The following is a 24383-nucleotide window of genomic DNA, read 5'->3' as shown; positions in this document are numbered from 1 at the left end:
ACTCACTGGCGCGCCACCGAACGAGGAGTACGGGATGATCGAGGCAAAAGGCCTCACCAAGCGATACGGCAATACCGTTGCCGTTGACAACCTTTCATTCGAGGTGAAGCCGGGGAAGGTGACCGGGTTCCTGGGCCCGAACGGGGCCGGCAAGTCGACCACCATGCGGATGATCCTGGGCCTGGACACCCCCACCTCCGGCGACGTCCGGATCGACGGCCAGCACTACAGCGACCTCAAGCAGCCGCTGAGCAAGGTCGGCGCGCTGCTGGACGCCAAGTGGGTGCACCCGAACCGGTCCGCACGTGCCCACCTGTCCTGGATGGCGGCCTCCAACAAGCTGCCCAAGACGCGAGTCGACCAGGTGCTCGAGGCGGTCGGCCTGACCGAGGTGGCCGGCAAGCGCGCCGGTGCCTTCTCGCTCGGTATGTCCCAGCGGCTCGGCATCGCCGGAGCGCTGCTGGGTGACCCGGAGATCCTGCTCTTCGACGAGCCGGTCAACGGCCTCGACCCCGAGGGCATCGTCTGGATCCGGAAGTTCATGCACCGGCTGGCCGACGAGGGCCGTACGGTCTTCGTCTCCAGCCACCTGCTGTCGGAGATGGCGCTGACCGCCGAGGAGCTGGTGGTGATCGGCCGTGGACGGCTGATCTCGCAGACCAGCACCAAGAACTTCGTCGACAACGCCAGCGGCAGCAGCATCAAGGTCCGCAGCCCGCAGCTGGACCAGCTGCAGAGCCTGCTGCAGCAACGCGATCTGGTCACCCGGATCGAGGACGTCGAGGACGAGGGCAAGGTGTTGTTCGTCGACGGCGAGGTGACCACCGACTCGATCGGTGAGGCAGCCGCCGAGCAGGGCATCGTGCTGCACGAGCTGAGCCTGCAGCGCGGTTCGCTGGAGGCCGCCTTCATGCAGATGACCGGTGACTCGGTCCAGTACCACGCGCACGACTCGGAGCTGGCTCCGCCGCTGGCGGCCGCCGAGGTCGTCGTGGCCGAAGAGGAGAAGAACTGATGTCCCTGATCACCGTGGAGCGGATCAAGCTCTTCAGCACCCGGTCGCCCTGGTGGTGCATGGTGCTCGCTCTGGCACTGGCGGACGGGTTCGTCACGCTCGGCTTCATCTTCGCCCCGGACGACACCGTCTGGAAGACCACCGACACCCAGGGCACCTACATCTTCGGGTTGATGGTGATGATGGTGATGGCCGCGCTCGCCGTCACGACGGAGTACCGGTTCGGGACCATCCGGACCAGCTTCCTTTCGGTGCCGAAGCGGCTGCCGATCCTGATCTCGAAGGCACTCGTGGCCGCCACTCTGGCCGGTGTCGTCGGCCTGGTCACCTCTTTCGGCGCCTTCGGGCTCGGCAAGGTGCTGGTCAAGGACTCGTCGGGCCTGCAGTTGAGCACCGGCGCGGACTGGCGGGCAGTGGCCGGCGTCGGGCTGGTCTACTTCCTGGCCGCGCTGATCGCGGTGGCGATCGGCATCCTGGTCCGGCAGAGCGCGGGCGCGATCGCCATCGCGATCTGCTGGCCGCTGCTGCTGGAAGGCATCGGGCTGGCGATCCCCAAGGTCGGTGACTTCATCGCCGACTGGGGTCCGTTCTCCCGGGCCAGCTGGTTCATCACCGGCGACCCGAAGGCGCCCGACGCCGCCGACGCGCTGATGTCGCCGGGCTGGTCGCTGGTCTACTTCGCCGGCTGGGCGGTCGGACTGCTGGTGATCGCCCTGGCGGTCGCGAAGAAGCGCGACGCCTGACAGACGGCCGCCGGGTGGGTATCCCGCCCGGCGGTGCGAGGCCCGGCCGGGCTGAGGGGTCCTGGCCGCCACGGCTCGTGAAATATCCGGAGTGATCCGGATATTTCACGAGCCGGTTCCTTTTCGCCGGCCGCTCTGCTTTTGCGGCCCGGCGGGATTCAGTCGGTCAGCGGCAGTTCTTCTGGCCGACGATCTTCCAGTTGCCGGTGTTCGGCACGATCCGGTGCTGGTAGCAGGAATTCGCCTGGATCTGGCCGAGGCTCTTGATCGTGTCGAAGAGGCCCTTCAGCGAGATCGCCGGCGCGATGTCGCAGATCACCTTGACGATCTTCTGGACCCCTCCGGGCAGCTTGGCGATGCCCTTGCAGGTGACGTAGGCGGCCGCGCCACCGGCGGCGATCAGCGCGCCGAGCGTCAACTGGATCTCGGCGCCCAGCATGTTCAGGTAGATGCCGCGGCCGTACGTCAGCTTCGGGTCCATCGTGATCGGGTACTGGGCGCCGGCTGTGTCGACGCGTTGCACGAGCTCATTGCCTGCGGACGCCTCGTACCAGGTCTTGAGGGCGCGTCCGGTGGCATCTACCGCCCAGGGGGCCTCCAGCACGCCTACGAGGTCTGTTCCGGGCTTTGTCACCTGGTAGCCCGGCCCGGCCTGCTCGAGCCGCCAGCCGGGCGCGAGGCCCAGTTCGTATCGTGCGGTGTCGCCGCTGCGCAGGACGGTGATGACCTGGCCGCCGTCCGGGAGCTGCCGGACGACCGAGTTACGCCGGTCCTTGGCGCTGATCGTGTGTGAGACCCCGGCCGACGAGACCGTCACGCTCTTCGTGGCGTCGCGGACCTCGACGGCCGGCCGGGCCGGTCCGGCCGTTTCCGCGCCGCGGGCCGCCAGCGCCTTGCCGACGACCGCTTCGGTGTCCGGGCTCGCATTGGCCACCTGGCTGCCGGCGACAATCACGCCGAATGTCACCGCAATCGAAACCATCCCCCGAATGAATTTCATTTCTGCTCCTTTGTCGAAGTGATATTCGGAGACTAAGGAGAATGCTTTGGGAGGTGGCAACCTTTTCTGCAGCAAGCTGCAGATATTCGGCGCCGAATGCTCCGATCGAGCCGGAACCGCAATGTGGCCGGGCTTGCGGTCGTCACGACTGTTCGCCTGACTGGGCTGCCGGGCGGCCGCGGGCTTTGTTAGCCTGCGGGGCATGACCGATTGGGCGCAGGTGCGCGCGGACGGGTTCGCCGTACCGGCTGGTCGTCCGGTCGATGAGCTGGTCACCGAGCTTTCGGCGATGCTGCGGTCGCCCGATCCGCTGATCCGGGACGCGCAGGCGTACTCGACGCTGGCCACCTGGATCGGCAACGGAGTGCTCGGGCCGGCCGAGTTGCGGGCGCTCGGGGACGACATGGTCGGCCGGTTCGCCGATTCGGAGATCCAGGCGCGGACGTTCGCGCCGCTGATCCTCGACTCGATCGTCTCCCAGGGCGTCTTCGAGCCGTCCTGGGTGCCGCCGTTCGAGCGCTGGTACGTCGCTGAGGAGGATCTGCGCGGCTTCGACCCCAAGCTCGGGTGGCTGCACGCCGTGGCGCACGGGAGCGACCTCCTGGGGGCGCTGGCGCGGGTCCCGGCCGTCGAGCCGGTGCAGATGCTCCGGCTGGGTATCGGACGGCTCCTGACGCCCACCGAGTACGTGCTGCGCGATCTCGAGGACGACCGGCTGGGGTTCGCCCTCGCCGTGGCGCTGACCCGGCACGACCTGTCCGAAGAGGACGCGGTCGGCTGGCTCGATCCCGCGATCCGCGCCTTCGGCACGCTACCGGCGGCCGGCTTCCGCCCCGAGCAGACGAACACCCTCCGTACCCTGCGAGTCGTCTATCTCCTGGCCGACCACGGCGTCCGCCTCGACGACGATCACCCGAACGCCCAACTCCCACACCGCGACCAGGTCAAATCCAAACTCCTGGACCTCTTCCGCACCGCCACCCCGTACTACTTCTGAACCCTCCGGCATGCCCCCGCAACCGGCCCCACCCCCAGCGCCCGACTCAACCACGGCAGCGATCCGGGCGAACTACGCACGAGTCGCCGGGACGTATGCAGGCCAATGGGCAGAAACCCTGGCAACCCACGGCCGAGCCCTGGCGGACCGCCTAGCACTCAATCGGCCAACACCCAGCGCCGTAACCGGTGCGGCAGCCGCAGCTGCTGCCGCAATCCCGGCCAGTGAAGCCGTTACCAGTGCCGCCACGGCTGGGGCGGGTGCAGGGGTGGTGGGGCGGGCGAGTGGGCCTTGGGTTGTGGAGGTGGGGTGTGGGCCGGGGTTGGTGCTTCGGCATTTGGCTGAAGTGAATCCGGGGGCTCGGGTGGTGGGGGTTGATTTGACTGAGGAGATGTTGCGGCTGGCTCCTGCGGGGTTTGGGCGGGTGGTTGGGGATGCCCAGACGTTGCCGTTCGGGAGCGGGGTGGTTGACGCCCTGGTGATGCCGTTTGTGTTGTTCCATCTGCCGGCGTTGGCGGTGGCGCTTTCTGAAGTACGGCGGGTGTTGGTGAGCGGCGGGGCGTTCGGGGCGGTTACCTGGGCGGGGCATGATCCGCATCCGGCGTACGACGTGTGGGTGCGGGTGATCGACGAGCATGGTGCTCCGCCGGATCCGTCGCCGCAGATGCCTTCGAACGACATCACCTCCGATCCGGCGAAGCTCCGGCACGCCTTACAGGCGGCGGGTTTCGGTGAGGTCGAGATCACCGTCGAACGGTTCCGGCACCAGCCGTCAGCGAGCGAGTTTCTCGCGCACTCGCAGGTGATCGGCGCGATGGCCCGGCGGATCGAGCAGCTCCCGCCGGACCGGCGTACGGCGTGCCTGGCGGTCGCGGAGGAGGAGCTGGGCCGGTTGGATCCCGATGCGTTCATCGAGTCCGGCACAGTCCTCTACGCGACCGCCAGAGCGACCTGATCACTGCCAGAGCGGGCTGCTCACAGGATGGTGCTGATCACTGGAACGTTGCGGTAGCGGTCAGGGTGGGGAACGTCACCGTGCCCGAGGTCGGGGTGGCACCGGAGTCGATGGCGGTGTAGGAGAGGACGCTCTTCGCGGTGAGTTGGACGACCTTGGTGGTGGCCGGGACGGGGACCGGGATCACGTCGAGGGTCTCGGCGCCCGGGACCGGTGGGATCGGGGCGCCGTCGGCCGTGACCGTGAGGAAGGGCGCCACCCAGGTGGTCTTGTACAGGATGTAGTTGTAGTCCAGCTTCGACTCGGTCTGGACCCGCAACCACGCCTTGCCGGCCGGGGCCCAGCCCTTGTCCGGATCCCAGGGGGTCAAGACCGCCTTCTGGAGTGAGAGCAGGTAGGAGCTCTTGTAGTAGACCCCGATGTTCCGGACGGTGAGCGGGAACGACTTGTTCAGGTTGGCGACGACGCCGGTGCGGTAGTACGCCGCCGCGACGTCGGTCGTCGTGCGCTCGCCGGTGGTGAGCGAGAGCTTCTGGACGACGCCGGCGTTGGTCGCTGTCAGCGTCAGGTCGGAGGTGTCCTTCGGAACAGACACGAGCAAGGTCCGCTCGGCGGCGGAGGCTTCCGCCCCCACGCCGGGGAGCACCTCGACCGGGCGTTGCTCACTGCCGACCGTGACGGTCCACTTGGTCAGGGAGGACTTGGCGGTGCCCGCGTTGACCGCCGAGGCCCCGATCAGCGGGTCGATGGTCGGCGTGGTGCTGAAGACGGCGACGACGAACTTCTCGCCGCTGGCGGGTGCCTTCACCTCGGTGCCCGTGCCGATGGTCTCCGGCGTCGCGAGGCCCTTGAGAGTGAGGGTGCCGTCAGGGACGATCAACTTGCCGGTGGCCGGCTTGAGGTCGAGCTTCTCGCTCTTGTCGCTGACTGTGGTCAGTCCGGCCTGGGCGGCCGGCGCCGGCGGCGCGGCGAGCGCGTCCGCGTTGTCGTCGGCCTTCTTGTCGTCCGGCCGCCAGAAGGCGCTGTTGCCCGGGCGCACCTGGGACTTCTGCCACTGATCGGTATCGGCCGGCTCGAAGCCGGGCTTGTCGCCGCCGGTCGTCTGGATCGCCAGCACGTCCCACACCTGGCGCTCGGGGGTGCCGAGCCGGCGGATCGGGCCGCAGGCCAGCGTGCCGAGCGATTGCTTGCCATCGGCACCGGTCACGAAGTAGCAGCGCGCCGACTGGTCGAGGTTCTTGTTGGACTCGGCGTCGACCTCCTTGTGCCAGTCGCCCTCGGTGGTGGTCAGGAATGCCGAGGCGGTCTTCTTCTCGACCGTTCCGGCGCCTGTCTCCAGACCCGACGCCCCGCAACCTGCCACGACCACCAGCCCCGCGGCCAGGGCGACACCCACTCGCGTCTTCATCGCGTTTCCCCTCGTTCGACGAGCATTGATTTTGCCGACCTCCGACACCTGAAATCCTGCCAGTTCACGGGGCCTCCGGACCGGGCGTTCGCAAACCTGTGGATAACCGCGCCGACGTGTCGGCGACGGCCTGCGAGGATAGCGACATGGAAGAGCAAGAGCTGGCTGCGGGTCTGGTCGATCGGCTGCGTGCCGCCTTCGAGGCGGCGGCGTACACGGTGGAAGGGGTTGCGGCGCGGCTGGACGTGTCGGCCAACAATGCATTGGCGCGCAATGAAACCACCCTCGCTTTCCAGCGGACGGCTGCCGGTGACTCGCTCGACACGATGATCAGGCTGTTCCTGCTGCAACGGGCCGTGCCCAGAGACCTTGTGGAGAAAGCATTCCCGGGCGATACGACCCAGCTGCTTGCCTTGGGCATCTTACGGGAAGCGGGGCATCAGGTCGCGGCGGCGCTCGATGTCCGGCCGTATGCCGAGGACGATCGGCACTGGTGGGTGATCGCGGATCTGACGCCGGGGCTGGACGGCCGGCGTGAGCCGATGCGGCCGGACTATGTGCTGGGGATCGCGCCGGCGAGCCTGAGCCTGGTCAAGCTGACCGTGCCGATCAAGGCGGAGAAGGCGCTCGACATCGGGACGGGGTGTGGCATCCAGGCGCTGCATCTGGCTGACCGGGTCGGCCACATCGTTGCCACCGATGTGAATCCGCGGGCGCTTCGACTGACTCGATGGACGGCAGCGCTCAATCGGGTCGACCTTGACGTGCGCGATGGCAGTCTTTACGAGCCGGTCGCGGGGGAGCAGTTCGATCTGATCGTGAGCAACCCGCCGTACGTGATCGCGCCGCCGGCGGCCGATGCGCGGCTGACTTATCGCGAGACGGGGTTTGCGGGGGATGCCGTTGTCGAGCAGTTGGTCCGGCAGGCTCCGCAGCATCTGACGGACGGCGGTTGGTGTCAGTTGCTTGCCAACTGGACTTGCGTCCGGGGGCAGGACTGGCGGGAGCGGATCGCCGGCTGGACCGGCGATCGGTCCAGCTGGGCGGTGCAGCGCGAGCAGCTCGACCCAGCGGAGTACGTGGAGTTGTGGTTGCGCGATGCGGGTCTGCAGGGGCGTCCGGAGTACACAAGCCGGTACGACGCCTGGCTGCGATGGCTCGACGAGCAACAGGTCGAGGCGATCGGGATGGGCTGGATCAACCTGCACAACGTCGCGGGCAGCCTGGATGCGGAGGAGTGGCCGTACGAGATCGAGCAGCCGATCGGTCCGCATGTGCTGGATCGGTTCGAGCGGATCGAAGGGCTGCCGGCCGATCTGACCGGCCTGTACCTGACGATGGCCGACGACCTCGTGCAGGAGACGGCAGGCCAGCCGGGCGCCGAGGACCCCGCGACGATCGTCCTCCGCCGCCAACGCGGCATGCGCCGCGCCGAGCAGGTAGACACCGTCCTGGCCGGCTTCGTCGGCGCCTGCGACGGCGAACTCACCGTAGGCCAAATCCTCGACGCCCTAGCCAGCCTCCTGGAACGCGAAGACCTCCACGCCGACTACCTGCCAAAGATCGCAAACCTGGTCACCGAAGGCTTCCTGACGGCGTAGTTCAGCTCAGGGAGGTTCGGCGGTGCCGTTTTTCTTCGTACATTCGGCGGTCGGCGATGGTCAGGAGTTCGGTGATCGAGGTGCCGTCTGTGCTGCTTGCCTGGCCGATGGATAGGCGGAGCATGGCGAACCAGGGGTGGGCGGCGCCTCGGGCTACCAGGTCTGCGGCGGCCTTGATGCGTTCTACCAGTTCGCCGGCGCCTCGGTCGTCGGGGTTGTCGAGGACAATGACGAACTCGTCGCCGCCGGCTCGGGCGACTACGTCGTCGGCTCGGCATTGTTCGGTGAGGAGCTGGGCTACTCGGCGGAGGACCTCGTCGCCGCAGGCGTGGCCGTGGCTGTCGTTGATGACCTTGAGGTTGTCGACGTCGATCGCGAGGACGGCGATCGAGCGGCCGGATTCGAGTGCGGCGCCCATCCGCTCGTCCAGCGCCCGGCGGTTGCCGACGCCGGTCAGTGGATCCTCGCGCGCAGCCCGCCACTCGGCGTCGTGCCGCTTGGAGAGCTCATGCGTCTCGAGCGCGCTGCGTACGGCGTACAGGCCGCGTAGACGTTCGGCCCACCAGCCGCGCGTGATCGCTCGCGCATACTGCAGGCCGGACGACGCGCCGTCGTCTCCGGAGTCGGCGACGATCCGTACTGCGGTATGCCGCACCAGCGCCTCGACTGGCGGGTCAGAGGTTGGCGGCAGATCCGTCGCAGCCCGCTCGGCCGCCTCCGTCGCCTCGTCGAACCGGCCCGTCGCCGCGTAGGCCTGCGCCAGATACGCACCGGCGATCGCGGCCATTTCGGGCGAACCCAGCTTCACCAACTGGTCGCGACAGTCCTTGAGGATGACCGCGGCCTCCGCCGGATCCGCCTCGAAATCGCTGGCCGCGAGCCACATCCGCCCGGCGATCGGCCAGTAGCCGATCAGGTTGGCGCGGACGATCATCTCGTTCGCCTCCGCCGCCCAGTGCTTGGCCGCCTGGCGCCGGCGGACGATCTCGGCGTCGTACTCCGGATCGCCCAGCCGCTCCATCTCGTGCGCCCACCGCATGTTCGACTCGGCCAGGTTCATCCGGTTGATCGCCGGCGACTCGGGCAGCCCGAGCGGATCCACCCCGGCAGCGGCGGCGAACTCGAAATGCGGGATGCACAACTCGAACAACCGCAGCAGGTCATAGGCATAACCCAGTCCCGTATGCGCCCAGCTCGCCAGCCCCGGATCCTTCGTCCTCGCGAGGGCGTTCTCGGCCGCGACCAGGTCGGCCACCGAGTCACCGCCCTGCCCGGTGCGGATCAACGTGACGATCCGTACCGCCAGCGCGTTGGCCTCCCAGCCGGGCTCTTCGATCGCGCGGGACACCCGGATGCAGCCGTCGACGGCGTCCAGCGCGGTCTCGGCGTCGGCGGTGTAGTGGGCAGCGACGGCCCGGACGTACTCCGCGGCCGCGCGCTCGCTACTCGGCTCGGGACCGAGCTCGGTGAGCAGCAGGCGGATCTCGGTCGCCGCTCCGGCCGGGTTGCCCGACTGGGCGCGCGTCATCGCAGCCGCGATCCGCGCGGTCACCCCCGACGTCTCCCGCACCCGGCTTCCCCCTTGTATTCCGCTCTGGCTACCTGGAACGGCGCTTGTCCTCGTACAGCCGGCTGTCCGCCATCGGGATCAGCAGCTCGACGGGCACGCCTTCCGCGGTCGCGGCGTACCCGATGCTCAGACCCAGCTTGCTGAGCCACGGCTTCGGCGTCGTGGCGGCCACGAGGGCCACCGCGGCGCGGATCCGCTCGGCCAGCTGCGCGCCGCCTTTGGCGTCCGGCTGGTCCAGTACCACGAAGAACTCGTCCCCTCCCGATCGAATCACGGCATCGGTGGCACGTGCCTGTTCTACCAGCAGATCTGCCACAAGTTGCAGTAATTCGTCCCCGCAGGCATGCCCGAAGGTGTCGTTCACGATCTTGAGGTCGTCGACGTCGATGGCCAGCAGGGTCACCGCGCGCTGCGAGTCGCGCGCCGCGGTCAGCCGCTCGTCCATCGCGCGCCGGTTGCCGATCCCCGTCAACGCGTCCTGCCGCGCGGCGTGCCACTCGGCATCGTGGCGGGCCGAGAGGTCGTGCGCGACCAGAGCCTGCCGTACTGCGTTCAGCCCCCGCTGGCGTTCTTTCCACCAAGCGCGAGCCACCGACTGGGCGTAGTCGAGCGAAGCCGCCGCGCCGGGTTCGCCGAGCCGGACCGCGAGCTCGGACCGGGTCTGCAGCACGAGCAGCTCGGTCGACGGATCGGACAGCGGAATCAGATCCTCGATCGCGCGATCGGCCGCGATCCGCGCCTGCTCGAAATCGCCCTGCTGGGCGAAAGCCCTTGCCAGATAGGAGCCTGCGATCGACAGCCGCTCGGTCTCACCGAGCTTGCTGATCTCGTCGCGGCACTCCGTCAGGTCCTTGACCGCGGTGGCCGGATCGGTCGAGGTGGCGGCCGCGGCCAGCCAGAGCCGCGCGCTCAGCCGCCAGAACTCCTGGCTCTCGTCGTCGACGATCACCGTCTCCGCCTCGCGGGCCCAGTGCGCGGCCGACGCGAGCCGCACCTCGATCTCGGCCCGGTACGACGGATCGCCGAGCCGCTCGAGTTCGTGCGCCCAGCGCAGTTGCGTCTCGGCCAGGTTGAGCCGGTCGATGGCCGGCGACTCGGGCAGTGGCAGCGCGTCGTCCTCGATCCCCACGGCGATCTCGTAGTGCGGGATACAGAGCTCGAACAGCCGCAGTACGTCGTACGCGTAACCGAGCCCGGTGTGCCCCCAGCCGCGAAGGCCAGGGTCCGATGTCCGGCCCAATGCGTGTTCGGCGGCGACCAGGTCGTTGATCGTGTCGCCGCCGCGACCGCTCCGGGCCAGCGTGATGATCCGGATCGCGAGCGCGTTGGCCTCCCAGCCCGGCTCGTCGATCGCCCGCGCGACGGCGAGGCACTCCTCCACCGCCGCCAGGGACTCGTCGGCATCGCTGGCGTGGTGCGCGGTCACTCCGCGCACATACTCCGCCGCGGCCAGCTCATAACTCGGTACGCCGGCGAGCTCGGCGCGGATGGCGTCGATCTGGGCAGCGGCGACGACGTGCCCGCCGGACTGGGCAAGCGTCATCGCTCCCGCGATCTGTGCGGACAACCGCCCCGCCTTCATCGCCCGCCCTTCCCTCGTCGTCACCCACCGTCCAGGTGAGACCGCCCATTGTGGCGGCGCAGCGGGCCGCTGTCACGAGCTGGCAAGTTCCGGTCAGTCCGGTTCAGCCGGCCGCCTGCTGTGTACTGGCCGCTGCGTGCAGCTGGACCGGCAGCGATTCGACTCCGTAGACGATGGAGAAGTCGCGGAACCGGAGCTGGTCCTCGGAGACCGCCAGGGACAGGTCCGGGAAGCGGTTGGCCAGTGCGAGGAAGGCAGCGCGGAGCTCCATCCGGGCCAGCTCGGCGCCGACGCAGCGGTGCATGCCGTGGCCGAAGGCAAGGTGGGCGGCGGGGGCCCGCCGAGGCCAGAAATCCTCGGCGTCGAGGCCGAAAACGGCCTTGTCCCGGTCGGCGCCGGACAGCGAGACGGCGACCAGGTCGCCCTTCTTGACCTGCTGGCCGAACAGTTCCTGGTCGTGCTTGGCGAACCGCGGGAAGGCGACCTGGACGACTGTCAGGTAACGCAACAGCTCCTCGACGATCGCGTCGACCGACTCCGGCTCGGTCCGCAGCTGGGCGAAGATCTCCGGATCGCGGAGCAGTACCAGGGTGCCGAGCGCGAGCATGCTGGCCGAGGTCTCGTAGCCGCCGAGGAAGACGCCGTCAGCGAGCCCACCGAGCTCGATGTCGTCGATCCCGTCGCCGTGCTCGCGGATGATCGAGCCGATCAGGCCGTCGCCGGGGTTCGCGCGCTGCTTGCCGACGATCTCGAAGAGGAACTCGCGCGACTCGCTGGCCGAGCCGAACACGCCGATGCCGCCGCCGGACAGGTCGAACCGGGCCGGGCCGAGCGCGCGGAACCGATCGCGGTCCTGCTCCTCGACGCCGAGCAGGTCGGCGATCAGCAGGAACGGCACGTTGAAGGCGAAGTCGGTGACGATGTCGACGACCGGGCCCTTGGCCTCCATCAGGTCGAGCTGGTCGTTGACGATCTTCTCGATCATCGGCTCCAGCCGGGCCAGCCGGCGCTTGGTGAACTCGGGCGTGAGCAGCTTGCGCAGCCGGGTGTGGTCCGGCGGGTCGGTGAAGCCCAGGCCGCCGATGCCCTCGGACGGCTTGTTCGGGTCCGAGCCGATCATCGGCCGGATGTCGTTGCTGAAGTTGATCGAGTCGGCCAGCACGACCTTGGCCTCGGCGTGGCCGGAGACCATCCAGACGTTCAGCCCGAACAGGTTGGCGAGCTTGTGCATCGGCTCGATCTCGCGGATCGCGGCCATCTCGGGCACCGGATCGAGGCCGACCCGCCGCAGCGGCATCGAGACCTGGCGGGGAAAGACCCGCATCTTGGACAAGTTCAGACCACCCTTGCGAGTGGTCCGGCTCAAGACTCGGCTGCCGACCCATCTCTTCAGGTATGTCGCAACCATGACTCCCACGCGCCCTCTCTGAAACCACTGCCCCCGACGGCTTTCGTCTACTTCGAAGTTAGCCGTATCGAGGACCGAATCTGATGGTGTTGGCACTACTTGTGCAGTGGCGTTGGCACCACCATGGGAGGGGGCCATGGCGCTGCTACGTGATGCCAGCTCAGACCTTGTCATGGACGAGGGCCGAGATACCACCGGAACCCACCTGTACCGTCCCCTGGGACGAGTGACAGGTGGGTTCCGGGGTAGCTCAGGGAAAGTCCAGCCGAAAGTCGGTTGCGCGGACTCCGGCCGGCTGCAGGCTCAGGCGTTCTTGCAGGTCAACCGCGCCTCCGCCCAGTCTGCATGGTCGCTGGTGACGCCGTCACCCGCATCGGTCACCTGCAGCGTGAGTAATTGGCCACCGGTCGTGTCGACGCTGACGGGCACCGTGGGCGAGGTTCCGGTGAGCAGGTCCGATGTGTACTTCGCCACACCGTCGACGAGCACCTTGAAGCTGACCTTGCCCCGGTCCTCCATCTCGTCGTCGACCCCGACCTTCGCGGTGAACCCGGTGCAGTTGCCGCCCAGCCGAACCGTCACCGACGACGGCGCGTGCGTACCCAGTCCCTTCGCGTACTGCGTTCCGTCGAGCGTCAGGGTGGCGCCGTCACCGGCCGCGTCCTCGCCGTTGCTCTTGTCCCGCTCGACCGGACCCCAGCCGTTGCTCGAGTCGACGAACTCCAGATCGCTCACCCAGGGCTGCCCGGTCGGAGCCGGAGGCAACGGCTTGTCCGCCAGGGTCGCCGCGAAGAAGCCGAGTCCGCCGCCGGGCAGCTTGATCGCCTTCACCGTCTTGCCCGGGGTGACCGGTACGGCGGTGTAGAAGACCCGGTAGTCCGTGGTGGTGTTGGCCAGACCGGATTGTGTATACCGGCCCTTCACCGAGACGGCGAGTTTCGCGCCACCGGTCGTCGGGTCCTGGCAGCACCAGTTCGGCAGTTGCAGCGCGGACTTCGACTCGCTGCCGTCGGAGTAGATGATCGTCACGTCGCCCTTGGCGTTGAGGCTCGCGCCCGCGCCGAGCAGGGCCAGCGACGATCCGGTGCCGGAGACGAGGATCGGCGCGGACTGGTTCTTCACCAGGTTCGGCGTACCGGGTGCTCCGGTCGGCCAGGTGAAGTCGGCGCCCTGCACGGTGACCTTGGCGCCCGGGGAGTAGCCGGCCGCGGCCAGCGCTTCACCGTTGAAGCTGTTGCCCGAGCCGTCGAAGTTGCCTTGGCCAAAGCTCTTCGCGTCGCTGACGCCGACCACGGTCGCGGCCTGCGACAACGATGCATAGGGCAACTGTGCGGTCGCCACCGCGCTGTTGCTGTAGGTGTCCTCGTGTACCTGGTACGTCGCGTCTAGCCGCAGGGTGAAGCTCGCCGGCTTGACCGAGGCCGCGGGCGTCACCGCGAGCTTGGTGGTGACGGTCTTGCCCGGGTCGACCTTGGCGAAGGTGCTCGTGCCTGTTGCGGTCCAGCCGGCCGGCAGGTCCAGCGCGAGCTTGACGTCACGCATCGTCGAGGCGGTCGGGTTGGTGAAGCCGGCTGTCAGTTCGGTGGCCTGGCCGGGTGCGTTCCACAGGGCCGGCGAGGAGAGTTCCGGCGTACCGGTGGACTCCAGGACGGCCTTGCCGCCGCCGACGGAGGTGGTGCCGGCCAGACGGACAGTTGCGGTGGCAGCTGTAGAGATGGACGCGGTCTTCACGAGGACGACGCCGTTCTCGTAGTACCAGCCGGTGTCGGCTGCGAGGTACGCGTCCTTGCTGGCCTGTTTGGTGAGTTGGACGTTGTCCACGGAGACATCGCGCGGGGCGGTGCCGGTGTGGACGGTCAGTTCGTACGGACGTGTGCTCGGCTTACCGGCGTACGAGCCCTTGCTGGCGCCGATCTTGACGGTGACGTCGCCGCGGGCCGCGACGGGGGCGGTGACCTCCAGGAGCTGCGAGGCCGACTTGTCCTGCTTGTAGTCGCGGGTGACGCGGTCGTCCTCGTAGAGGCTGAACGACGACTTGCCCTCGGGGTAGACGTCGACCGTGAGCCGGTCGCCGAAGCCCTGCTCGGCGGCGCTGTTGATGCCGCTCTTCCACATCGGTACTACGGCGCCTGCCTTGACGAACAGCGGCAAGGTGTCGAGCGGTGCGTGGTAGCCGTTGACCGTGGTCGGGCCCGTGTAGACCTTGCCGGTCCAGTAGTCGACCCAGTTGCCCTTGGGCAGGTAGATGCCGCTCTTGACGTCGTCGGCGCTCCAGGACGGTGCGACCAGGAACTCCTTACCGGCCAGGAACTCGTACTTCGCGGCGTCACCCCAGGTGTTCGGGTCATCCGGGTACTCGAGCACCAGCGAACGGTCCAGCGGAGCACCGGTCGCGTGGGCCTCAGCGGCGTACGAGTAGAAGTAGGGGAGCAGACGCTCGCGCAGCTTCAGGTACTTGCGGTTGATCGAGGTGTAGGGCTCGCCGTACGTCCACGGCTGCTTGAATGCCGGGGTCGCCCAGCCCGACATCGTCATGAAGGCCGGGTTGAAGGTCTTCCACTGCAGGTCTCGCGTGTAGCTGACCGGGGAGCCGCCGAAGATGCCGTCGACATCCCCTGCGCTGTAGGCGATTCCGGAGTTGCCGGAGCCGGTGATAGCCGGGATCTGCCACTTGATGGCGTCCAGCGAGCCGCTGTGGTCGCCGGTCCACTGCACTGCACACCGCTGCGCACCTGCCCAGCCCTCAACCATCCAGGCGTAGCCACGGGCGTTGCTGTACTGCTCAATGCCGTCGTGCGCGGTGTCGCAGGCGCTCAGCGCGTACCGGTAGCCAGGGCCGACCCATGCGACGTCCAGCTTGCGTACGCGGACTCCTGCGTCGCCTACCTCGGCAGGCTGGCGGTCGAGCGAGGACTGGGTCCACAGGCCCATCTGGATGTTCCGCTTGCGCAGTTCGTCGCCGGTCTGCTTGAGCGCGGGGATGTCCCGCTTGCCCCACCAGGTGCCGTCGACCTGCTCGGAGTCGGTGTTGGCCGAGTAGCCGCAGCCGTAGTCGTCGTTCACGAGCATCCAGCCGCCGGGCATGTCGTTGTCGTGGAACTTCTGCGCGACCTTGACGGCGTCCAGCGTGGTCGTCTTCTCCGGGTTGACCTTCCAGTCGTTGCTGGGGTCCGGATCGGTCGCGTAGTGGCCGCGGTTGTAGCAGTCGGAGTCGCCGTACTCGAGCCCGTAGATCGGCGGCATGAACGGCCGGCCGGTGAGCTCGGTGTAGCGGTTGAGCGAGGTCTTGAGATCGCCGACGAAGTAGTACGCGTCGAACCGCTTCTCGTCGTGCTTGGTGACGACGGGGTCGGTGAAGCTGTAGCTACCAGGGGCGAAGGTGTTCCGCAGTACGCCGTATCCGGCAGTGCTCATGTAGTACGGAGAGGCGTTGGGGTTGCCGCCGTCCTCCCAGTTGAAGTCCCTGGCGACCGTGATGGTCTGGTCGCGGTGGGAGAAGCGGCCGTTCTGCATGCCGCCGCCGAAGAACTGCTCGTTGGCGCCACGGCTCAGCGACTGGGTGGTGGAGCTGTCGGTCCAGGACAGGGGTGCCGTCTCGGACCAGACCTGCTGGCCGCCCGCCCGGTAGAGCGAGAAGCGCAGCGGCGACTTGTTCGCCCGTACTTCGATCTTGCCGGTGGTCAGCGAGTAGTAGCTGCCCTGGTCGGTCCAGCCCGTCGCGGGCTTGGCGTAGTCGGTCTTGGTGACGATGTTCGACGCCGGGGCCGTCGGGTCGGTCGGTGGGGTGTTCGCCGGGTCGGTGAACGTACCGTCCGGGGCCAGCCAGATCCGGAAGACGTCGTCCTTGACGAAGACGACCCGCACCTTCGCAGTACCGGCAGTCAGCGTGTACTGCGCGCCGTCGGCGGCGAAGCCGGTCACTGCGCCCAGCGACGTACCCGCTGCGGCTGCGGCCGGTTCTGCGCTGGCGGGGCCGACCGCGTTGGCCATGGCACCCGCTACTAAGGCCAGGGATGTCCCGGCGATGACTGCTGAACGTTTAACGCGGACAAAGATGCTCACGAGTGCCTCACTTCACGCATCTATGAACAGGATTGCGCTATTGATAACCCACCGGCGCACCGGTTGTCACTAGTTCGGCCGCCGCTGTTGTCATGAAGTTGAGATGGGGACTCCATCGGGTGGTGGGCTCGCGCCGAGGGTCCCGAGGGCTTTGATGATTCGCATGACGAACTATCGAAGCTTCAGCCGCCGCCGGGTCCTTGGTGCCGGCCTGGCGGCGAGCGTCTTCCTGTCGGTCCCCGCGCTGGCTCAGGCGTACCCGATCGGCGAGCGTGACAGCGGACCGTCGGTCAGCGGCGCCCTCGCGGCGGCCGGCACCACGACGACGTACCCGCCGACGAAGATCCACGTGCCCGCTCCGACCGGGCCGGACAAGATCGGCACGGTCGAGCTGCACCTGATCGACCAGGCCCGCGACGACGCGAGCGCACCGGGCGGCAAGCGCGAGCTGATGGTCAGCGTCTGGTACCCGGCGCGGCCTCGCGCAGAGGGACCGCCGGCCAAGTACATGCCGCCGAAGACCGCGGACGTGCTGAGCCACAGCCTGGCCATGGCCGCCTTCGGCCTCAAGGACCCGGTCTTCGACTTCGCGGGCAGCGACACGCACGCCCTGGTCGGCGTACCGGCGCAGTTCGGCCGGCATCCGGTCGTGCTGTATTCACCGGGCTATCCGCTCAGCCGGTTCTACGGGACCGCGCAGGTGGAGGAGCTGGTCAGCCGCGGGTACATCGTGGTGACGATGGACCACACGCACGAGGGTCCGGTCGAGTTCCCGGGCGGGCGGTTCGTACCGGGTACGGACGTCCTGCTGCCGACTGCGGACGAGACCAAGGCTGCGGTCGACGCCCGGGTGGCTGACGCGCGGTTCGTGCTCGACAAGATCTCGTTGCTGGCCTTCGGGCTCAACCCGGACGCCGAGCGACGTCAGTTGCCGCGTGGTCTGCGGCAGGCGATCGACATCAACCGGGTGGGGATGTTCGGCTTCTCGGCGGGCGGGCACACGACGGCGAACGCGATGCTGGCCGACCCGCGGATCAAGGCTGGGGTGGATCTCGACGGGACGCTGGCCTACGACATGCAGAAGGGCCCGGTCGGGCCGGCCGCTCTGCACGGTCTGGACCGGCCGTTCATGCTCTTCGGGTCGGACGGGAGCCAGCGGGTGGATCCCAGCAACACGGATACCTTCGACCTGTCGTGGGCGACCTTCTGGCAGACGCAGAAGGGGTGGAAGGTCAACCTGCAGCTGCCGGGGACGAATCACCTCGGCTTCTCGGACTACCAGTTCTTCTTCTACGACATCTTCTACGGGCTCACCGGGGATGACGACGGCGCCGTCCAGGTCCAGGCGAACGTCGGCGGCATCCTCGACCGGCACCGGATGCTGCTGTCCCAGCGGACGTACCTGACGGCCTTCTTCGACCAGTTCCTGCGCGGCCAGCAGCAGCCCTTGCTGCAGAAGCAGTCCCAGGCCTTCCCGGAGGTCCAGTTCGTGTCCTGATCGGGCAGGCGGGTGATACCTAGGGATGACCTGGAGATCACGCCTTAGGACGATTCGCCGGGGCGGCTGCTGGGATTGGCTGGAGGGATGATCCAGCGCCGAATCATCGCAGCCGCCCTTGCGACCGCCTTCGTAGCGCTCGCAGTACCCGTCGCCACCCGCGTCAGCCCTCCGGTGGCCACGGCAGCCCCGGTTGCGGCCGCCAGTACGCCGTACAGGGTGGTACTGCCGGAGCCGACCGGGCCGTACGGGATCGGGATGACCGAGGTGCACCTGACGGACTCCCGGCGCGCGGACCCGTGGCAGCCGGGGAAGCGGCGGGAGCTGATGGTCAGCGTCTGGTACCCGACGCGAGGTATTCACCGGCAGTTCGCCCCGTACGCCGGGCCGGCCGTCGCCCCGGCGCTTGGCGCCGACATGGCCTCTCTTCTGCGGCTGCCCGGCGAGACCGTCGACCTGGGCGGCAGTACTACGCACGCCCGGCGCCACGCCAAGCCCTGCCGCCGGCACCCGGTACTGCTCTACTCACCCCCGTCCGCCGTCTCCCGGGTGATCGGTACGAACCAGGCTGAGGAGCTGGCCAGCCGGGGCTACGTAGTGGTGACCATCGACCACACGGGGGAGGCGCCGGTCGAGTTCCCGGGCGGCCGGGTGGTGGGCGCGCTGCTGCCGTGGACCGCGCCGGGAGCTGTGAAGAAGGCCACGGACACGCGGGTGGCGGATGTGAGATTCGTCCTCGACTCGCTGCCCGGGCTGCCGCGTCGGCTGAGCCACGCGATGGACCTGAGCCGGATAGGGATGTACGGGTACTCGATGGGCGGCTCGACGGCCGCCTCGGCGATGCTGCTCGATCGGCGGATCGCCGCCGGAGTGAACCTGGACGGCGGCATGCGGGACGGGGAGGAGCCGAGCGAGGTGAGCCGGCGCGGGCTCGACCGGCCGTTCCTTCTGGTCGGCGGCGGGGCGCATTCCCGCAGTACGGACCCGACCTGGTCCAGCTTCTGGACGGTTCAGCGCGGGTGGAAGGACGAGCTGCTGCTGCCGAACGGCGGGCACGGGTCGTTCGGTGACTATCAGTTCACCCTGCCCGGCCTCGCGCGCGCGTCAGGTATCGACCCGGCGGGGCTGTCGGAGGGCCTCGGTACGGTCTCTCCCGAGGTGTCCGTCGCCTTCACGCGACATGCGCTGGGCGAGTTTTTCGGCCGGTTTCTGAAACCCTGATGAGGCCGATGGCGCCCCGAGCGGTTACCGTGCGTTGAGAAATGCGTTGCTGTCGGCCGTACTCTGTCCGTGGGACGGGTCGGTTTTGTGTTCGGGGGAACAAGCTGTCCGACCGCAGGCGTTTGGGCACAGTGGAGCGTTGACAGGCAAGGAGCGCAGTGGCAGGGGCAACAGGCACGAAGACATCGTCCGGCAAGTCGTCGACGGCTGCCGGTGGTCAGCGCCGCCTGGTGATCGTCGAGTCGCCGAAGAAGGCGCGGATGATCGCCGGCTTCCTGGGCGCCGGATACGTGGTGGAGTCGAGCTTCGGCCACATCCGCGACCTGCCCAAGGGTGCCGACGAGATCCCGGCGAAGTACAAGGGCCTGCCCTGGGCGCGCCTCGGGGTCAACATCGAGGACCACTTCGACCCGCTGTACGTCGTACCGGCCGACAAGAAGGCGCAGATCCGCAAGCTGAAGGACCTGCTCAAGGACGCCGACGAGCTCTACCTGGCCACAGATGAGGACCGCGAGGGCGAGGCCATCGCGTGGCACCTGCTGGACGAGCTGAAGCCGAAGATCCCGGTCAAGCGGATGGTCTTCCACGAGATCACCCCGAAGGCGATCCAGGACGCGGTCGGCAGCGCCCGCGACATCAACGACGCGCTCGTCGACGCCCAGGAAGCCCGGCGGATCCTGGACCGGCTGTACGGCTACGAGGTCTCGCCGGTGCTCTGGAAGAAGGTCATGCCGAAGCTGTCGGCGGGCCGCGTGCAGTCGGTGGCGATCCGGATGGTGGTCGACCGCGAGCGGGAGCGGATCGCGTTCCGCAGCGCGTCGTACTGGGACCTGGACGCCAAGCTCGACGCGGGCGAGGGCAAGACCCCGCGGATCTTCCCGTCCCGGCTCGTCTCGGTGGACAGCCGGCGGGTGGCGCAGGGCCGCGACTTCGCGTCGACGGGTGAGCTGAAGAGCGGCAACACGGTCCACCTGGACGAGGCGACCGCCACCGCGCTGGCCGCGGCGCTGCGGGAGTCGACCTTCACGGTCCGCTCGATCGAGTCCAAGCCGTACACCCGCAAGCCGTACGCGCCGTTCCGGACCACCACGCTGCAGCAGGAGGCCGGGCGCAAGCTCAACATGTCCGCCTCGCAGACGATGCAGATCGCGCAGCGGCTGTACGAGAACGGCAACATCACCTATATGCGTACCGACAGCGTGACGCTGTCGGACACCGCGATCACGGCGGCCCGGGCCCAGGTCCGCGAGCTGTACGGCGCGTCGTACCTGCCGGACAAGCCGCGCGTCTACACCTCCAAGGTGAAGAACGCGCAGGAGGCGCACGAGGCGATCCGGCCGGCCGGCGAGCACTTCCAGACGCCGGCCCAGACGGGGCTGAGCGGCGCGGAGTACCGGCTGTACGAACTGATCTGGATGCGGACGATCGCGTCGCAGATGAAGGACGCGGCCGGCAACAGCGTATCGATCAAGATAGATGCCCGGGCGTCGTCGGGTGAGAACTGTGAGTTCACCTCGTCCGGCCGGGTGATCACGTTCCACGGGTTCCTGAAGGCGTACGTCGAGGGCGCGGACGACCCGTCCGCCGAGACCGACGACCGTGAGACGCAGATCCCGGACGTGTCCGAGGGCGATGTGCTGCCGGCCACCGAGGTTGTCGCCTCGGGGCACGAGACGAAGCCGCCGGCACGGTTCACGGAAGCGACGCTGATCGCGCAGCTGGAAGACCGCGAGATCGGTCGGCCGTCGACGTACGCGTCGATCCTGGGGACGATCCAGGCGCGGGGTTACGTGTACAAGAAGGGCACGGCGCTGGTGCCGGCCTGGCTGGCCTTTGCGGTGGTGCGGCTGCTCGAGCAGCACTTCACCCGGCTGGTCGACTATGCGTTCACGGCCTCGATGGAGGACGTGCTGGACGACGTCGCCGCCGGGAACCTGCAGCGCGAGGGCGTGCTCGGGCGGTTCTACTTCGGTGACGACGGGATCGAAGGCCTGCAGTCCATGGTCAGCGATCTGGGCGACATCGATGCCAGAGAGATGTCGACCTTCCCGGTCGGCGATGCGGACAGCGGGATCGTCGTACGGGTCGGTCGTTATGGGCCGTATGTCGAGGGGCCGGACGAGACTCGGGCGAATGTGCCTGAGGACCTGCCGCCGGATGAGCTGACGGTCGAGAAGGCTCGCGAGTTGTTGTCGCAGCCTTCGGGTGTCGAGCTGGAGCTCGGTACTACGCCGGATACCGGGCTGAAGGTTGTGGCCAAGGCAGGCCGGTTCGGGCCGTACGTGACCGAGGTACTGCCGGAGGACGCGCCGAAGAGTGCGAAGCCGCGGACCGGGTCGCTGCTGTCGACGATGGCGCTGGACACGGTGACGCTGGCCGATGCGCTGAAGCTGCTGTCGCTGCCTCGGGTGGTCGGCAAGGACCCGGAGTCCGGGGACGAGATCACGGCGCAGAACGGGCGCTACGGGCCGTACCTGAAGAAGGGCACGGACTCGCGGTCGCTGCAGACCGAGGACCAGATGTTCGACATCACCCTCGAGGAAGCGCTGAAGATCTACGCCGAGCCGAAGCAGCGTGGCCGGCGTGCTGCCGCGCCGCCGCTGAAGGAGCTGGGCGAGGACCCGGCGTCCGGTCAGCCGGTGGTGGTCAAGGAGGGTCGCTTCGGTCCGTACGTGACCGACGGCGAGACCAACGCGACCCTGCGCAAGGACGACTCGGTCGACACGATCTCGCTGCTGCGGGCGGCGGAACTGCTGGCGGACAAGCGGGCGCGTGGACCGGTGAAGAAGACGGCCAAGAAGGCGCCGGCCAAGAAGACTGCCGCCAAGAAGACCGCTGCCAAGAAGACGGCGGCCAAGAAGACGGCCACCAAGAAGACCACGGCTGCGAAGAAGACCACTGCTGCCAAGAAGACGGCTGCCAAGAAGGCCTGATGCCCAGTACCGCGAAGGGTCCGGCCGAGGTCACCGCGCAACGCCTCCGAGAACGAGGCGAACGCGTGACCCCGGCCAGGCTCGCGGTCGTCGAGGTACTGGCGGGCACCGACGAACACCTGAGCGCCGAACAGATCGGCGAACGTGCCGAACAACTGCGTCCCGGCATCCACCGAGCCACGGTCTATCGCGCTCTGGACGCCCTTGGCGAGTTCGGCCTGGTGACCCACGTACACCTTGGCCGAGCCGGCACCACGTACCACCTGGCCGGGGATCTGGCACCCCGCCACCTACACCTCCGCTGCAGCGAATGCGGCACAGTCCTGGACGTAGCCGGCGACATCCTCGACCCAGTCCGCCGAAAACTCCTCCGAGAACTGGGCTTCCACCTGGCTCCCGAACAGGTCGCCCTAGTCGGCCTCTGCAAAGACTGCAGCAGCTGACCCCGTCACCTCGCCCTCTCGACGGAACGGCGCAGCACCGCCGCCAACTAGTCGGCTCGTGACGCATGGCGTCACCTCGCACCTGCGATTCCCGCGCGGCAGCAGCTTCACCCCGGCTCGTGACGCTTCGCGTCACCTCGGACCTGGGACTCCCGCGCGGCAGCAGCTTCACCCCCGGCTCGTGACGCTTCGCGTCACCTCGCGCCCGCAGATGGGATGGCGAGGCAGCCGCCGTTGAGTGGCGCGTTGCATCGAGGCGCCGGACAGTTCGACGTTCGACCGACAACGGATCGACTTGCCGCGGCCACGAGCCAAGCTGCGGCTCGCCCCGCGACTCAACGGGGCACTTCGACGTACCGACGTACCGACGTACCGACTGGCGCTTGACGGCCGCCCACGGGTATCTGGCGGTGAGCTGGCTCGTCGGCGTGACGCTTGGCGTCATCTCGCGCCGGGACAAGGGCGGGGCAGGCTGTCGTTGGTTGGGGGCCGGTTGGGAGTTGCTTGGTGTGGCTACCGGCAGAGCTCGGCCGGCTCGTGACCCAGCTGGGTCATTTGGCGTACCGGCGTACCGGCTGGCGCTTGCCGGTCGGCACTTGGCGGTGAGTTGGCCACCGGCTCGTGACGCTTGGCGTCATGTCGCGCCGGGACAAGGGCGGGGCAGGCTGTCGTTGGTTGGGGGCTGGTTGGGAGTTGCTTGGTGTGGCTATCGGCAGAGCTCGGCCGGCTCGTGACCTAGCTGGGTCACTTGGCGTACCGGCGTACCGGCTGGCGCTTGCCGGTCGGCACTTGGCGGTGAGTTGGCCACCGGCTCGTGACGCTTGGCGTCACCTCGGGCCGGGATGGTGGCGGGGTAGTCCGCCGTTGGCTGAGGGTCGATCTACTCGCGCGGCGCCGCTCACCGCCGCGATGATGGTTCGATTGATTGCCGAGGGCAATGGTTGGTGCGCTGGTGCACGCATAACTCCGCAGGTAAGCGATTACCTCGGTGTGTCGGGGTGGTTCGTGTTGGTTAGGTATGCATGGCGGTTCGCCGATTCGGCAGTTGCCTGCAGATCGCACCTGGTTCGCGCCGCCCGGCGTCGCCTCGTGTCCGTAGTCTCAAGTCAGCAAGCGTCACGGCGGATTCGCCGAGCCGATTTCCCATAGATGCCAGCTGGCTGCGGCTAGCCTCGCGACGCCTAGCCTCCTCTTGGCGTACCGGCGTACCGGCGTACCGGCGTACCGGCGTACCGGCGTACCGGCGTACCGGCGTACCGGCGTACCGGCGTACCGGCGTACCGGCGTACCGGCGTGCCGGCGTGCGGAGGGTCGGCAGATCGGTTGCATGGGGCGGTCGGCTCGTGACGCTTGGCGTCAGCTCGCGTCGGGATGGTGGCGGGTAGTCCGCCGTTGGCTGAGGGCCGATCTGCTCGCGCGGCGCCGCTCACCGCCGCTCACCGCCGCGATGATGGTTTGATTGATTGCCTAGGGCAAGGGTTGGTATGCCGGTGCACGCATAACTCCGCGGGTAAGCGATTACCCCGGTGTGTCGAGGCGGTTCGTGTTGGTTAGGTATGCGTGGCGGTCCGCCGATTCGGCAGTTGTCGGCAGATCCCACCTGGTTCGCGCGGCCTGCGCCGCCTCGCGTCCGAGTGGCTGCGTTCAGGGGGGAGGTGCGTGTTTATCGGTTGGCTGAGGTTCTGTAGGAGCAGGCGCGTGAGTCGGCGGTGGTGGGTGGGTTGGGGTGGTCTGAGTTGAGCGCGATCGCCGGTATGTCGAGGCGATCGGCGGGAAGGTCGAGATTGTGGCGGACTTCGGGGATGAGCGGTTGGTTCTCGGCTAGAGCTGCCGGCATTGTCCCCGGGGGTGGTTAGGTTCGGGGGATGGTGAATGTTGGGGAGTCGGTCTCGGTGGGGGAGGCGCGGCGGATTGCGCTTTGGGCGCAAGGGTTTGGGGGGCCGCGGG

General features: G+C 68.2%; 16 protein-coding genes. 10 read left to right on the top strand and 6 right to left on the bottom strand.

The window, feature by feature from the left end:
• The first annotated feature begins 34 nt into the window (after positions 1-34).
• A complete protein-coding gene (locus ABD768_RS24470; RefSeq protein WP_343967645.1) occupies positions 35-1015 on the top strand; it encodes an ABC transporter ATP-binding protein in 981 nt (326 codons plus the stop codon).
• Positions 1015-1758 (top strand): ABC transporter permease, encoded by a 744-nt coding sequence (locus ABD768_RS24465; protein WP_343967647.1) that lies wholly within the window; start codon positions 1015-1017, stop codon positions 1756-1758. Before ABD768_RS24470 ends, ABD768_RS24465 begins: the two co-directional genes overlap by 1 nt.
• 166 nt (positions 1759-1924) lie before the next feature.
• Here ABD768_RS24465 and ABD768_RS24460 read toward each other — a convergent pair whose 3' ends face one another.
• Positions 1925-2758: a hypothetical protein gene (locus tag ABD768_RS24460; protein WP_344844375.1), complete on the bottom strand. Its 834-nt coding sequence runs from the start codon at positions 2756-2758 to the stop codon at positions 1925-1927.
• Positions 2759-2960: 202 nt separating this feature from the next.
• Here ABD768_RS24460 and ABD768_RS24455 point away from each other — a divergent pair, with 202 nt between their 5' ends.
• Both ABD768_RS24455 and ABD768_RS24450 read left to right on the top strand, forming a co-directional pair.
• Complete coding sequence (locus ABD768_RS24455) at positions 2961-3755, top strand: DUF2785 domain-containing protein (RefSeq protein WP_343967651.1); 795 nt, start codon at positions 2961-2963, stop codon at positions 3753-3755.
• 10 nt (positions 3756-3765) lie between these two features.
• A complete protein-coding gene (locus ABD768_RS24450; protein ID WP_344844372.1) occupies positions 3766-4710 on the top strand; it encodes a class I SAM-dependent methyltransferase in 945 nt (314 codons plus the stop codon).
• Between the two features lie 37 nt (positions 4711-4747).
• Here ABD768_RS24450 and ABD768_RS24445 read toward each other — a convergent pair whose 3' ends face one another.
• Complete coding sequence (locus tag ABD768_RS24445; protein ID WP_343967657.1) at positions 4748-6118, bottom strand: hypothetical protein; 1371 nt, start codon at positions 6116-6118, stop codon at positions 4748-4750.
• Positions 6119-6264: 146 nt separating this feature from the next.
• Here ABD768_RS24445 and ABD768_RS24440 point away from each other — a divergent pair, with 146 nt between their 5' ends.
• The gene (locus ABD768_RS24440; protein ID WP_344844369.1) at positions 6265-7719 is read left to right on the top strand and encodes a DUF7059 domain-containing protein; all 1455 of its coding nucleotides are present in this window, start codon (positions 6265-6267) and stop codon (positions 7717-7719) included.
• Position 7720: 1 nt separating this feature from the next.
• On the opposite strand, the gene ABD768_RS24435 is transcribed toward ABD768_RS24440, so the two are convergent.
• The 4 genes from ABD768_RS24435 to ABD768_RS24420 form a co-directional block, all read right to left on the bottom strand.
• Positions 7721-9289, bottom strand: a complete 1569-nt coding sequence (locus ABD768_RS24435) for a GGDEF domain-containing protein (RefSeq protein WP_343967661.1) — start codon at positions 9287-9289, stop codon at positions 7721-7723.
• 28 nt (positions 9290-9317) lie between these two features.
• Complete coding sequence (locus ABD768_RS24430; RefSeq protein ID WP_343967663.1) at positions 9318-10895, bottom strand: GGDEF domain-containing protein; 1578 nt, start codon at positions 10893-10895, stop codon at positions 9318-9320.
• Between the two features lie 79 nt (positions 10896-10974).
• Entirely contained in the window at positions 10975-12195 is a 1221-nt protein-coding gene (locus tag ABD768_RS24425) for a cytochrome P450 (RefSeq protein ID WP_344844366.1), read from the bottom strand.
• Between the two features lie 387 nt (positions 12196-12582).
• Entirely contained in the window at positions 12583-16269 is a 3687-nt protein-coding gene (locus tag ABD768_RS24420) for an NPCBM/NEW2 domain-containing protein (protein WP_344844364.1), read from the bottom strand.
• A 235-nt stretch (positions 16270-16504) separates the two neighbouring features.
• Between ABD768_RS24420 and ABD768_RS24415 the strand changes: the two genes are divergently transcribed.
• From ABD768_RS24415 to ABD768_RS24395, 5 genes are all read left to right on the top strand, one after another.
• Positions 16505-17839, top strand: coding sequence for an alpha/beta hydrolase family protein (locus tag ABD768_RS24415; RefSeq protein WP_344844361.1), 1335 nt, complete (start codon positions 16505-16507; stop codon positions 17837-17839).
• 87 nt (positions 17840-17926) lie between these two features.
• On the top strand, positions 17927-19060 hold the full coding sequence (locus ABD768_RS24410; RefSeq protein ID WP_344844360.1) for an alpha/beta hydrolase family protein: 1134 nt from the start codon (positions 17927-17929) through the stop codon (positions 19058-19060).
• 158 nt (positions 19061-19218) lie between these two features.
• Entirely contained in the window at positions 19219-21993 is a 2775-nt protein-coding gene (gene topA / locus ABD768_RS24405) for a type I DNA topoisomerase (RefSeq protein WP_425552072.1), read from the top strand.
• Positions 21993-22436, top strand: a complete 444-nt coding sequence (locus ABD768_RS24400; protein WP_343967673.1) for a Fur family transcriptional regulator — start codon at positions 21993-21995, stop codon at positions 22434-22436. The genes topA and ABD768_RS24400 overlap by 1 nt, the downstream gene beginning before the upstream one ends.
• 1192 nt (positions 22437-23628) lie before the next feature.
• The gene (locus ABD768_RS24395) at positions 23629-23895 is read left to right on the top strand and encodes a hypothetical protein (protein ID WP_344844359.1); all 267 of its coding nucleotides are present in this window, start codon (positions 23629-23631) and stop codon (positions 23893-23895) included.
• Positions 23896-24383: the final 488 nt, after the last annotated feature.

The sequence above is a fragment of the Kribbella ginsengisoli genome (genome assembly GCF_039537185.1).
In the GTDB taxonomy this organism is placed as follows: Bacteria; Actinomycetota; Actinomycetes; order Propionibacteriales; family Kribbellaceae; genus Kribbella; species Kribbella koreensis.
The sequence above is the reverse complement of the archived record's forward strand: the minus strand, read 5'-3'. Positions and strand labels throughout refer to the sequence as shown.